The organism is Mesorhizobium sp. RCAM 06353 (assembly GCF_059683585.1).
The window spans coordinates 220,917-233,910 of record NZ_JCASIY010000001.1 but is presented as its reverse complement, the minus strand read 5'-3'; the positions used below and the strand labels follow the sequence as shown (position 1 = coordinate 233,910).

The following is a 12,994-nucleotide window of genomic DNA, read 5'->3' as shown; positions in this document are numbered from 1 at the left end:
CCGCGTTGCGGACGCCCTGGATGCCGGGGGCAAAGCCGTCCAGTTCGGCGCCGTTCCCACATCGCGACAACGGCCTGTGGTCGGCCGCATGATTCCCAATCTCGACGAATGTCCATGGTCAAACCCGCGCCGGGTGCGCCGAAAGCACGACTCCAACATCGCGGATTTGACCAATTGCACACCGCCTTTTTCATTAATGCCCACCAGTCCCGACCACTCGGGCTGCCGGGCAGGATAGTTCAGCACTCAGTCCGCCGCCCTCGTGATCGCGAAGGCTCAATGAGAATTGATGCAGCCGCGCTATGGCTGCGACAAGGCTCAACCCGAGCCCAGATCCCGGATCATGGCGGCTGCGGTCGAGGCGATAGAAGCGCCGGAGCACGTTGCCCCGCTCCTCGATGGGAATGCCGGGTCCCGTATCCCAAACCCGCACGACCGCTGCTGTCGGCGTGCCAACAAGCTCGAGCCCGACCCGCCCGCCCGGCGGGGTGAATTTTATTGCGTTGTCGACGAGATTGGCTAGCGCCTCGAACAGCAAGTCGCCATCAGCGTCTATCGGCACCGCCGGCTGGCAAACGACTGCGAAGTCGAGACCGCCTTCTTCTGCGATCGGCCCATAGAATTCAGCCAAAGCTGTCACGAGGTCGCGGAGATCGATACGCGAAAAATTCTCACGGCGGCGGCTCTGCTCCACCTCGGCAATCCGCATCAGGGCAGCGATCGTCGCCAGCAGCTGGTCGATGTCCGCCAAGGACTTCTGCATCGCAGCCTTGACAGGTGCATCACCCGAAATTGCACGCAAACTGCGCTCAAGGCGTGCGCGCAAGCGCGTCAGCGGCGTTCGGAGGTCATGGGCAATGGAATCGCCGACCCCTTTCACTTCCGCTATGAGCCGCTCGATCTCGTCCAGCATCGTGTTGACGATCACCGACAGCTTGTCGAATTCGTCCTGGCGCTTATGAACCGGCAATCTTCGGTCGAAATGGCCCTGCATGATGGAACTACAGGCTCGGCGCACAGCCTCGACGCGCCGTAACATCGCCCGGCTCATCACCAGCCCGCCGATCAACGAAAGCGCGATCGCAGGGATGATTGCGAGCGCCATGGCCCGAGCGACGATTTCTTTTATTTCGTCCAGCGATGTCGTTGCACGCCCCAGTAAAAGTATGCTGCCATTGGTGAGGATGGTCGCGACGCCGCGTACGCTCTCCGATCGCTTCTCCGCACCATTGTCCAGGGACAGCACCAGAGTTGTCGCGCTATCGAGCTCCGGCAATGTTGATGGCAGTATTGCGATGTTACCGGCGAGCCGCGTGCGATCGGCTGAGAAGATGCCGAAGGCCTTTTCCTGCCGCTTGTCGATAGCCAATGCTTTCTCGATGCGGGCTGGAAGGGATGCCGGATCATCCCGTGCGAAAGAACGCGCGTCGCCGATCAACGAATCGTCGATCTGTTTGGTGAGATAGCCAACTGTCTCCCTGTAGAAAAACCCTGCCATCAGCAGAAGCGCGAGGGCAAGGATCCCCGCCGCGCCGATCGTGCGGCGGAAGCTGGCCGTTTGGAAGATCCTAGTCCTGTGCACGAAGGACAAACCCCCGACCGCGGATCGTATGGATCAGCGGCAACTCATCTGCCAGATCGATCTTACGGCGCAATCGGCCGAGATGAACGTCGACGAGGTTCGTTCCTGGATCGAAGCGATAGTGCCAGACATGCTCGAAAAGCATCCCTCGCGTGACGACTTGCTCGGCATGCCGAAGCAGATATTCGAGCAGGGTGATCTCGCGCGGTACGAGTTCGACGATGCGGGTACCGCGTCGTACCGTGCGGGTCAAAAGGTCAAGTTCCAGGTCGGCGAGCCGCAGGACCGTCGCTCGCTGATCGGGAGTGCGGCGCGCCAGCACCTCGATGCGCGTCCGCAGTTCAGCCAGCGAGAACGGTTTCACGAGGTAGTCGTCCCCGCCCGCCCGCAATCCTCTTATGCGCTCGTCAACACTGGACAGTGCACTGAGGACCATAACCGGCGTATCCACGCCGCCCCCGCGCAAGCTTTCGAGAAGGCTCAGACCGTCGAGGCCAGGCAGTAGGCGATCGAGCGTGATCACGTCAAAGGCCTGGGTTTTGGCTTTGGTCAACCCGTCCGGCCCGGTCGCGGCGCGCTCGACTACGAACCCCGCCGCACAGAATTCGTCGACGATCTCATCCGCCGTATCTGCATCGTCTTCGACGACCAGGACCTTAATCACAGCGTGTTGTCCTCTCCCATGCCACGTTTGGCCGCTCCCCAACCTATTCTGCCGGGGACTGCGGGGTGCGCGGGCCGACGCCCGATGATCCGATACTTGATGCCCATCATCAAGCCTGCAAACTGCTGCATGTAGAGGTAGATGACCGGCGTGGTGTACAGCGTCAGCAGCTGCGACACGCAGAGTCCGCCCACGATCGCGATACCGAGCGGGCGTCTGAGTTCCGAACCGACGCCTGTACCTAAAGCGAGCGGCAGCGCGCCCAGCAGCGCACAAAGCGTGGTCATTGTGATGGGCCGGAACCGCAAGATGCAGGCTTGGATGATGGCTTCCTTTGGCGGCAAGCCGCGGTCCCGCTCGGCTGACAATGCAAAGTCGATCATCATAATCGCATTCTTCTTCACGATGCCGATGAGCAGGATGATGCCGACAAGCCCCATCACATCAAGCTGACCACCCACAAGCATGAGCGCCGCGAGGGCGCCCACTCCCGCTGAAGGCAAGGTCGACAGAATGGTTATCGGGTGGATCACGCTCTCGTAAAGCATGCCGAGAACGATGTAGACGGCGATCAGGGCTGCCGCGATTAGCATCGGCTGCGTGCTGAGCGAAGCCTGGAAGGCCTGTGCTGTGCCCTGGAATCCGGTCTGCACAGTCGCGGGCAGGCCAATTCGTGCCTGCATGGCGTTGACCGCCGTAACCGCGTCCCCGAGGGCGACGTTGGGCGCGAGATTGAAGCTCAGCGTGACGGACGGGAACAAGCCCTGATGGTTGATCGCCAGCGGCGCCACGGAGCTGCTGACCTTGGCGAAAGTGCTGAGTGGAACCTGCTTACCCGAATTGCTCCCGACATAGATCGCATCAAGTGCGCCTGCATCGACCCGGTATTTCGGGTCGATCTCCATGACGATCTTATGCTGGTCGGCTTGCGTGAAGATCGTCGTGACCTGCCGCTGACCGAATGCGTCGTAGAGTGTGTCGTCGATCGCCTGCGGCGTGATGCCGAGGCGTGAGGCCGTGTCACTGTCGACTGCGATGCTGGCATGCGGCGCCGCCGCTTGCAGGTCATTCGCAACGTCCCGGACTTGAGGAAGCTTGCGCAATTCGGCGGTCATCGTGTCGGCCCATCTGTATAGTTCGGGCAGGTCGGGATCCTGCAAGGTGTACTGGAACTGCGTCTGGGAACTGCGTGCGCCCACGTTGATGCCCTGTACAGCCTGCATGCCCACGCTGACGCCGGACACACCGGCCGTTTCCCTCCGGAGGCGTGCAATCACCTGATCCGCGGACACGGATCGTTCCGACTGCGGCGTGAGGACGATCTGCAAGTTGCCGGAGTTCATGCGCCCGGATCCGCCGAGGGTGGACCGGACCGTGTCGACTACTGGATCTTTCAGGATCAGATCGACAACGGCCTGCTGCTTGGCTGCCATCGCTTGGAAGGAGATATCCTGCGCGGCCTGGGTGAACCCGGAAATCAGCCCGAGGTCCTGTTGTGGGAAGAAGCCCTTCGGGATCGCCAGGAACAACTGCGCCGTTACAGCCAGCGTTGCGAAAAAAGAGAGGAGAACAAGCCTTGGATGTCCGACCACGACGCGGAGCGAACGGCTATAACCCCGCTGAATGAAGTCGAAGCCGCGCTCGAGCAGGCTGGATAAGCGGTTGGGCTTGGCTTCGCGACCGTGGCCTTTGATCATCAGGGCGCACATCATAGGCGTAAGGGTGAGCGAAACGAGCGCCGAAATGATGAGGGCTACCGCTATGGTGACAGAGAACTCCCTGAACAGCCGGCCAACCATGCCGCTCATCAGAAGCAGCGGGATAAAGACCGCGATCAGCGATGCGGTCATGGAAACGACCGTAAAGCCGATCTCGCTCGCCCCCTTCAAGGTGGCCTGAAGAGGGGACTCGCCGCCCTCGATGTGCCGGACGATGTTCTCGATCACGACGATCGCATCGTCGACGACAAACCCTACGGCAATCGTGAGCCCCATCAGCGAAATGTTGTCCAGCGAGTAACCCAACAAATACATCACGCCAAATGTGCCGACCAGGGAAACGGGAATCGTGACGGCCGGAATGATGGTTGCGCTCATGCTCTTGAGGAATAGGAAGATCGTGAGGACGACCAACCCGATCGTAATCATGAGCGTGAACTGGACGTCGGCCACGGCTGCGCGGACGGCAACCGTAGAGTCACCCACCGTCATGATCTGGACAGAGGGCGGGAGGCGCAACCGCAGTCCTGGCAGGGCGGCCTTGACGCCATTGACGACGTCTACTGCGTTAGCACCCGACTGCAGGTGGACGTCTATGAGGACAGCCTTCCGATTATTGTACCATGCACCCAACGTCGTATTCTCGACGCTGTCGATCGCACGTCCGATATCGCTGATCCTTATCGGAGATCCGTTGCGGTAGGCGATGATGGCCGCGCTCGCGTCCGCCGAGGTGAGGAGTTGGTTATTGGCGTCAAGCGTGACCGAGCGCTGCGCGCCTTCGAGAGTGCCCTTGGGTCCGTTGGTCGTCCCCACTACCAGCGCGGACCGAACGTCTTCGAGGCTCATCCCGAGGCTGGCCAGCTTCATGGGATCGAGCTGGATTCGGATGGCCGATTTCGAAGAACCAGGCATGTCCACGAAGCCGGCCCCCGGAATCTGGGACAAGGTCTGGGCAACCATATTGGACGCCGCATCCATGACCAGCGGGAGGGGGATCGTGTCCGACTGCAGCACGATCGAGATCACGGTGAACAGCGCCGAATTGACCTTGTGGTAGGTGGGCGGACTTTGCATTGCCTTTGGCAATGAGCCGCTCGCCGCGTTGATCGCCGCCTGAACGTCCTGGGCCGCGCTGTCGATATTGCGGCTGAGATCGAACTGCAGCGTCATGTCGGTTTTGCCGAGCGTACTCGTCGACGTCATCTGGGCCAGGCCGGGTATGGTCGAGAATTGCTGTTCGAGCGGGCTCGCTACCGTGCTCGCCATCGTTTCGGAGTTGGCGCCGGGCAACGTCGACTCTACAGCGATGGTCGGAAAATCGACCTGGGGCAGCGACGAGATCGGCAGAAGCATGTACGCAACCATGCCCACGAGCACGATGCCGAGCGTCAGCAGTCCGGTCGCAATCGGACGTTGAACAAATATGTTGGAGACGCTCACACTCGATCCCTTCGATGGCCCAAAGCTTCGCCTGCCGCGTCCTGCGATCCGGCGCTCTGCGTCGACACTTTCATCCCGGGCTTCAGGCTGTATTGCCCTTCGGTGACGACCGTATCGCCGGCATTCAAGCCCGAAGCGATCACAGTGACGTCGCCGGCTACGCGTTCGACCGTCACCGGAAGCTGGACCAGCGTCGAGTCCTCCGGCTTGACCAGATAGACGTAGCTGCCGTTGGCCGACTGCTGAACGGCGCTTGATGGAACTGAAGTCGCCTCGGACAGGAGCGCGCTCTGGAACAGGGCATTGACGAACTGCCCCGGCTTAAGTTGATGGTCCTTGTTCGGGAAAGCCGCCTTAAATTTGATGGTAGCCGTCGCGGGATCGATATGATTGTCGACGAGGCTTAAAGTTCCCGTGTCCAGCGTCCTGCCATCGTTGGCCGCTAGGGCAGTGACGGAAATCGCGGAGGCAGGCGTTCCGACCGGCCAGTCAGCGACGGCGTCCGCCGGCACGGTAAACACGACGGAAATCGGCTCGAGCTGATTGATTGTCACGATCCCCAGATCGGTCGAAGTGATCATGTTGCCCGCATCGATCATCCGGATGCCCGCCACGCCGTCGATCGGCGAGGTGATGGTGGTGTAGTTTAGCTGGGTCTGCGCGTTCTCGATGGCGGCTTTGTCCGCCAAGATCATCGCCTCCGTCTGGGCGATCAGCGCCTTTTGCGTATCGAGGACCTGGCCAGTCGCAAAGCCCTTCTGGGCAAGGCTCGAAACGCGTTGCAGATCGGCTTGAGCATTGGTGAGTTGTGCCTGATCCTTGGCCAGCGTCGCTTCGGCCTGATGCAGGGGTCCAAGGAAGGGTTTCGGGTCCAGGTGGGCGAGCACGTCGTGGGCATGAACCATCTGGCCTTCAGTGAAGACGATATCGTTGATCTGTCCATTGGCGCGAGGCTTGACCGTCACACTGTTGAAAGGCTGTACGGTTCCGAGCCCGATGACCCGGATCGGAACGTTCCCAAGTTGCGCCTGCGCGGCCTTGACCACAACGGGAGGCGCCGGTGCGACAGCTGCGAGCGCGACCGCGTCCGTAGGGCGAGCGCTGCTGTAGGCATAGATGGCAAAAGAGCTGCCGCCCGAGAGGGCGATAGCGAAAATTAAACGCAGCGAACGCGACTTGTTGGACTTCGCGGCGGGAAGGGTCTGCTGCGCCAAAGGCTCCTGCGGCTTGTCTGGGGTCTGTTCGAGCATTCGGTTCTCCTGGTGACAGTGCATAAACGGCACGCTCAAAGACCGTTCTGTTGCACTGCAGCATTACGTCGGAAATCCCTTTGCGCTATTAAAATCGGTGTTAAGAAAGGTTGCGCGAGCGTGCTTCGAGCGATCCCAAATGGGCGAACTCCCCTGCCACTACTGCAGTCTCTGGGTCCGCCGCATATGGCGATCGCGACCGAGCTCGCAGTGGCCGTGCCGCAGCCGACTTTGGTGAAAGGCTATTGGTCCGGCTGATAGTCTCGCGCGTATCAGCTGCCGGACAGGGCTTTCATCGCCGCGGCTCCGGCGATCCATCCTCGGCCTGGGGCGTGCCGGGCTGCCGAGCGGACCGGCGCCGCCGGTGGTGTCACATTGATTGAGCCGTAAGGAAATTGAGGTAGCAGCGCGCACATGACCGTGAGTGCACCGACCTCCAAGAACCACCGCTATCCGATCGAAATCGTGGCCCGTGCTGTCTGGCTCTACTTCCGCTTCAATCTGAGCCTGCGCGATGTCGAGGAAATGCTGCTCGATCGCGGGATCGTCGTTTCCTACGAGACCATCCGCCGATGGTGCCGAAAGCACGGCCCTGATTATGCGCGCCGCATACGCCGCAAGGCACCAACGAAAGATGACGTCTGGCACCTGGATGAAGGTGCGCCACGAAGGCGCGAAGGAGGAGCTATGATTTAGGCACTTCCCAAGCAGCCATGCTGCACAGGAGATGAGGGCTGGCCCCTCGAAGCCGGCTTGCAGGAGCGGGTTTCAAACCACCTCAAGCTGCTGTCGTAAAGAGCGATGGTGGTGAGCGTTGAGGAAAAGGCCGGACTTGATCCGGTCAGGTAAGATGCAAGGAGACGAGCGTGAGCGAACCGCTGACGACGTGTCGAAAAGTGCGTAGATGGCGTCAAAACCGGGTGGGCTTCGTTAACCCGGGAGAAGTCTGGGAGATACCTGTCTACTGCCCAGATGGCGTCCGGCATGAAGGCGGCGTGACCTTGCTTCAGATCCCATGAGGAGGGTGGATAGCGACCTGCGCTGTGGCAAGGTGCGGTTGCTTAAACACAAACACCTTACCCCTTGGAGACAAGCATGCCTGTTGCAGCTCACCGACCGAAAGCCCCGACCGCTATCCGCACCGATCTTGGCGCAATTTTCGTCTCATTGGAATTGAGTCGCTCGAAATGGCTGATCACCTCGCTGTCGCCGGGCGGCGGGGAGAAGATGTCGAAACATATGGTGGCGGCCGTCGACGTCGCCGACATGCTGGCGTGCTTTGCCGAGCTTAGGAAAAAGGCAGAGGCTCGGACCGGGCAGTGCTTTCCGATCATCGCAATCCAGGAGGCCGGGCTCGACGGCTTCTGGATCCATCGCGTGCTGCAGGCCGAAGGAATCGAAAGCTACGTGGTCGATCCGGCCTCGATCGCAACCTCGCGCCGGCGGCGCCGGGCCAAGACCGACAAGATTGACGGTGAGGCGCTGGTCCGTGCGTTGCTGGCCTACAAACGGGGCGAGCCACGGGTGTGTGCGATGCTCCGGGTGCCGGCGCCCGAGGAGGAGGACCGTCGCCGCATCACGCGTGAGCGCAAGGCCTTGACGAACGAGCGCGTGCGCCACGTCAACCGCATCAAGGGCCTGCTGTTCGCCCAGGGCGTGTCCGGCTATGAGCCGCTGCGCCGCGACCGGCGCAAGCGACTGGAGGCGCTCAAGACCGGCGACGGCCGACCCTTGCCGGCACATCTGCAGGCGCAGGTCGGCCGCGAACTCGACAGGCTCGAACTGCTGCTGGAGCAGATCAAGGCGGTCGAGGCCGCGCGCGATGCCATGCTTGCTGGCGTGCCGGTCGTCTCGCCAGCACCGGCGATGCTGCTCGAGCTGAAGGGCATCGGGCCGGAGTTTGCCGCCGTCTTGTGGTCGGAGGGGCTGTCGCGTCACTTCGACAACCGACGACAGGTTGCCGCCTATGCGGGCCTCGCGCCGACACCCTGGCAGAGCGGTTCGGTCGATCACGACAAGGGGGTATCGAAAGCCGTCAATCCAAGGCTGCGAACGACGCTGATCCAGACGGCCTGGCTGTGGGTGCGCCATCAACCGCGATCAGCGCTCACCTTGTGGTTCCAGGACCGGGTCAAACAGAACGGCGGCCGTCTCAAGAAGACGACGATCGTCGCGCTCGCCCGCAAGCTGCTCGTCGCGCTGTGGAAATACGTCAATGCGGGCGTGGTCATCGAGGGGGCGATCGTGAAGACTGCCTGATGCGTTACTCATCAAACTGAATTCCACAATCTTCCAGGACCCGATCAGTCCTGGCGGATCCAGGTGGGACGAACCGAACAAGAGTCTGGCTTGAAATGCCCGCGCTTCAGAATGTCTCGTCCTCTTGAGCCCTTGTCCGCCGCAAGCGGGATGTTGGTGCCGCTGTCTCAAACAGCGACCGTATATAAGTTGGATCTGGCTTGGCAACGAGCCGCGTCTTGCAATCGGGCTCAGACCGTGGATGCCGCAACAACCGACGGAAAGCAAAAATGTCACCCTGACGACAGTTCCGTATTGACGCTCCTCATATAAGCTCTTGTCGTCGTTTGTCAGCGGTTTTCGACCGTCTTCGACAGATGTCACCGAGCGCATCCAGAACGACTGGCCAGCCTCGCGCTGGGACGAGCTAATGCCGTGGCTGCGTGTTTCAGAAATTCGCGGACACCCATTCCGCTAATTCGCGGACAGCGATTTCAGTAATTACGGGACAGTGATTCCGCTAGTTCCCGGACAGTTTTCGGTGCGGATGTAACGGTCGGTTCTCGGGAGCGCCGTTCTGGCATTTTGCCCTCTCATCATCGGGTTGAGAGGGGCCATGCCAAGACGGAAGCAAGCGAGACGAACGACAGTGAAAGACCTACGATCAATCCTGCGCCTGACGCATGAGCAGGGCCTCTCGGTGCGTGCGGTGTCGGAACGGCTGAAGATCAGCAAGACTTCGGTTTCGACCTATCTGTTGCGGGCCCGTGAGGCTGGCATCTCGGACTGGCCGCTGCCGCCGGGCTATGACAATGACGCATTGCTTGAGCGGCTTCTGTTTCGCCGGGTTGGCCGTCCGCCGCAGGATCTGGACGAGCCCGATTGGGCGATGATCTCGCGCGAGCTGAAGCGCAAGGGCGTGACGCTGACGTTGTTGTGGCAGGAATACCGCGCGGCGCACCCCGATGGTTATGGCTACACATGGTTTTGCGACCGGTTCGGCGCTTTCCAGCGCCGGTCGAGCGCGACGTTCCGCAACCGCCACGAAGCGGGCGCGGTGATGCAGACCGACTATGCGGGCCACACCGTGCCCGTCGTTGATCCCGATACTGGCGTCATCTGCCAGGCTCAGATCTTCGTTGCGGTGCTGGGCGCGTCGTCCTTCACCTTCGCCCATGCCAGCTTCAGCCAGAAGCTGCCGGATTGGATCGAGGGCCAGTGCCGGGCACTCACCTTCTTCGGCGGGGTAACTAAGGCGATCGTCTGCGACAATCTGAAGGCCGGCGTCGCCAAGGCGCTGTGGTTCGAGCCGACGCTCAACCAGACCTTCGCCGCCATGGCCGAACATTACGACACGACGATCCTGCCGACCCGCAGCCGCAAGCCGCGCGACAAGGGCAAGGTGGAGGGCGCGGTGCTGATCGTCGAGCGCTGGGTCCTGGCCCGGCTGCGCAACCGGCGCTTCTTCAGTCTCGGCGATCTCAACGCCGCAATCGTGGTGTTGCTGGAGGATCTGAACAATCGCCCCATGCGCCATGTCGGCAAAAGCCGCCGGGAGCTGTTCGAGGAGATCGAACGAACGGCCCTGTCGCCATTGCCGCCGGCGCCGTTCGAATATGCGGAGTGGAAATCGGCGAAGGTGCATCCCGATTACCATGTCGAGATCGACAGGACCTTCTACTCGGTGCCGCACGCGCTGATCGGGCGGCGCGTGGATGTGCGTCTCACCCACCGCGTGGTCGAGCTCTTCCATGATCACAAGCGCGTCGCCAGCCATGTCCGCCGCTCGCAGCGCTGCGGCCATGTCACCGTCAACGAGCACATGCCCAAGGCGCACCAGCGCTATGCCAACACGACGCCGGCGAACCTGATCCGGCAGGCAGCCGGGATCGGCGCCAACACCGCCATCCTGGTCGAGCGGATGATGCGCGACCGGCCCCATCCCGAGCAGGGATACCGCTCCGCGTTTGGCATCCTCTCGCTGGCCCGTCGCTACGAGCGGGATCGGCTCGAGGCAGCCTGCGCGCGGGCACTGACCATCAATGCGATCACCTACTCCTCCGTCAACGCCATCCTCAAATCCGGCCTCGACCGCGTGCCGCCCGCGGCCGAGCCGGTCAAGCCCACGCCATCGCACACCAACATCCGCGGCGGCTCCTATTATCAATGAAGGAAAGGAAACCAACCATGCTGACACATCCAACCCTCGACCAGATGCAGGCTCTCGGCCTTGGCGGAATGGCCGCCGCCTATCGGGACCTGGCCGACCAGAGCAACGCCGACGATCTCGGTCGCGAAGAGTGGCTTGGCCTGATGCTCGATCGTGAAGCCGCCATGCGTGCCGACAAGCGTCTGACCAACCGTCTCGCCGTTGCCAGACTACGCTTTGTCGACGCCTGCATCGAGAACATCGACTTCGCCGCGCATCGCGGGCTCGACCGGCGCAATACGCTGTCGCTGGCCCACGGCGCCTGGCTGAAGGCGCATGAAAACCTCATCATCACCGGGCAGACCGGCACCGGAAAGACCTGGCTGGCCTGCGCCTTCGGACGTCAGGCCGCCCGGCTCGACCATTCCGTGCTCTACCTGCGCATGCCGCGCCTGTTCGAAGATCTCGCCCTGGCGCGTCTCGACGGCCGCTTTCCCCGTCTCATCGACAAACTGGCTCGGGTGCAACTGCTCATCCTCGACGACTGGGGCACCCACAGCCTGACCGACCAGCAGCGTCTCGATCTGCTGGAAATCTTCGAGGAACGCTATCGCCGGAAATCGACGCTGATCACCGCGCAACTGCCAATCGCCCAGTGGCACGCCATGATCGGCGAGCCGACAATCGCCGACGCCATTCTCGACCGGATCATCCACAACGCCCATCGCGTCACCCTCGAAGGCGACAGCATGAGAAAGCAAAAAACACCGCCGCTCTTGACCGGCGCCGAAAACGGCGAAATCAATCGCAAATGAGCTCAACCAGGCAACCGAGGACCGACCCCATCCTGCTGTCCGCGACTTAGTGAAACTGCTGTCCGCGATTTAGCGGAACGACTGTCCCGTTTTTGCGAAATGCGCACCGTGGCACTGGGGGCGCCGCCAAGAGATGCCGCTCCCGTTGGCAGCATGAGCGCAATCGATGACATGGCGCTGTCGGACGAGGCGCTCGAGGCCTGGATGGCTGCCAAGACTAACCGCCGCCCGCTGGTGCGGACCATGTCGGCGCTGGATGGCTTCGTAACGGCGGCGGTCACCGGGCCGCGGTTCCCGGACCCGCAATACTGGATGTGCCCGCTCATGGGGTTGCCGCGCGACGTCCTGGCCAAAGGGTCTGCAACCGATCACGCCGTGTTTGCCAGCGTTGCCAGGATCCACAACCGGATCAACGAGACGCTCTTCGACAGACCGCAGGATTATGCGCCCGGATTCGCCACCAAGCCCAGCGGCGGCATCGACCCCCGGCCGTGGTGCCAGGGGTTCTACGCGGCCATGAATCTCAACATCAAAAGCTGGAGACGGCTACTCGACCTCGACAACCCCAACCACGGCCTGCTGCTGCCGATCCTGATCTACTGCGTCGACAAAAGGGGAGGCCCGTCCTCGGCAAGCCCAGGCCGGGGCCCGAGACCGCGCATTTCATCGAACACGAGGCCTACAAAGACATCGCCCTCGTCATCCCCGCCCTACGCGAACTCCACTACGTCACCCGTTATGACGACCCGGAGTGATCGGCGCCGGCGCGCGGACCAACGACCGACCCGCCATAGACACATCACCAGCGGTTTCAGGAAAGGTGCCTTGGCGCACCGCTTACCCACGATATTCCATCCACCCACCATCGAGAACTGCGAGCAACTGCCGTGCAAGCATGGCGCCAAATCGCGCGCCTTCACGCCGAATGAACCAAAGCCTCACTCTCAGATCTTGTTTTCACAGCGTTAAGTTTACGGTGCCGCCGCCGGATCGGTGACTGACGCTGATAGCCCGGCGGCGTCGAATACGACATCATCTTGGCCACGCTATCGCGCGATATGTTGAAATGCTTTGCAGCCTGACGCCCGCTCATTCCTTCCGAGCAAGCCAGACGGACCTTCAGATATAATTCCAC

At 61.7% G+C, this 12,994-nt stretch carries 8 protein-coding genes and 2 pseudogenes; 5 read left to right on the top strand and 5 right to left on the bottom strand.

From position 1 onward, the window contains the following. Window positions 1–193: 193 nt before the first annotated feature. Genes AC56QX_RS35875 through AC56QX_RS35860 form a run of 4 tightly spaced genes read right to left on the bottom strand, consistent with a single transcriptional unit; the run spans window position 194 to window position 6,657 of the window. Window positions 194–1,582, bottom strand: coding sequence for a sensor histidine kinase (locus AC56QX_RS35875; RefSeq protein ID WP_497118436.1), 1,389 nt, complete (start codon window positions 1,580–1,582; stop codon window positions 194–196). After that, window positions 1,569–2,246: a response regulator transcription factor gene (locus tag AC56QX_RS35870; protein WP_497118209.1), complete on the bottom strand. Its 678-nt coding sequence runs from the start codon at window positions 2,244–2,246 to the stop codon at window positions 1,569–1,571. The genes AC56QX_RS35875 and AC56QX_RS35870 overlap by 14 nt, the downstream gene beginning before the upstream one ends. Beyond that, window positions 2,243–5,407, bottom strand: a complete 3,165-nt coding sequence (locus tag AC56QX_RS35865; protein WP_497118208.1) for an efflux RND transporter permease subunit — start codon at window positions 5,405–5,407, stop codon at window positions 2,243–2,245. The genes AC56QX_RS35870 and AC56QX_RS35865 overlap by 4 nt, the downstream gene beginning before the upstream one ends. Then, complete coding sequence (locus AC56QX_RS35860; RefSeq protein ID WP_497118206.1) at window positions 5,404–6,657, bottom strand: efflux RND transporter periplasmic adaptor subunit; 1,254 nt, start codon at window positions 6,655–6,657, stop codon at window positions 5,404–5,406. The genes AC56QX_RS35865 and AC56QX_RS35860 overlap by 4 nt, the downstream gene beginning before the upstream one ends. Window positions 6,658–7,071: 414 nt before the next feature. Here AC56QX_RS35860 and AC56QX_RS35855 point away from each other — a divergent pair. The 5 genes and pseudogenes from AC56QX_RS35855 to AC56QX_RS35835 all read left to right on the top strand — a co-directional run. Beyond that, window positions 7,072–7,314: pseudogene (locus AC56QX_RS35855) on the top strand (IS6 family transposase); the annotation flags it as partial. A 438-nt stretch (window positions 7,315–7,752) separates the two neighbouring features. Beyond that, the gene (locus AC56QX_RS35850) at window positions 7,753–8,916 is read left to right on the top strand and encodes an IS110 family RNA-guided transposase (protein ID WP_497118205.1); all 1,164 of its coding nucleotides are present in this window, start codon (window positions 7,753–7,755) and stop codon (window positions 8,914–8,916) included. A gap of 595 nt (window positions 8,917–9,511) precedes the next feature. After that, a complete protein-coding gene (gene istA, locus AC56QX_RS35845) occupies window positions 9,512–11,065 on the top strand; it encodes an IS21 family transposase (RefSeq protein ID WP_497118203.1) in 1,554 nt (517 codons plus the stop codon). A gap of 17 nt (window positions 11,066–11,082) precedes the next feature. Then, entirely contained in the window at window positions 11,083–11,859 is a 777-nt protein-coding gene (gene istB, locus AC56QX_RS35840; protein ID WP_497118202.1) for an IS21-like element helper ATPase IstB, read from the top strand. Between the two features lie 153 nt (window positions 11,860–12,012). Then, window positions 12,013–12,828 (top strand): UPF0149 family protein, encoded by an 816-nt coding sequence (locus tag AC56QX_RS35835; protein WP_497118200.1) that lies wholly within the window; start codon window positions 12,013–12,015, stop codon window positions 12,826–12,828. Window positions 12,829–12,841: 13 nt separating this feature from the next. Here AC56QX_RS35835 and AC56QX_RS35830 read toward each other — a convergent pair. After that, window positions 12,842–12,994: pseudogene (locus AC56QX_RS35830) on the bottom strand (IS21 family transposase); the annotation flags it as partial.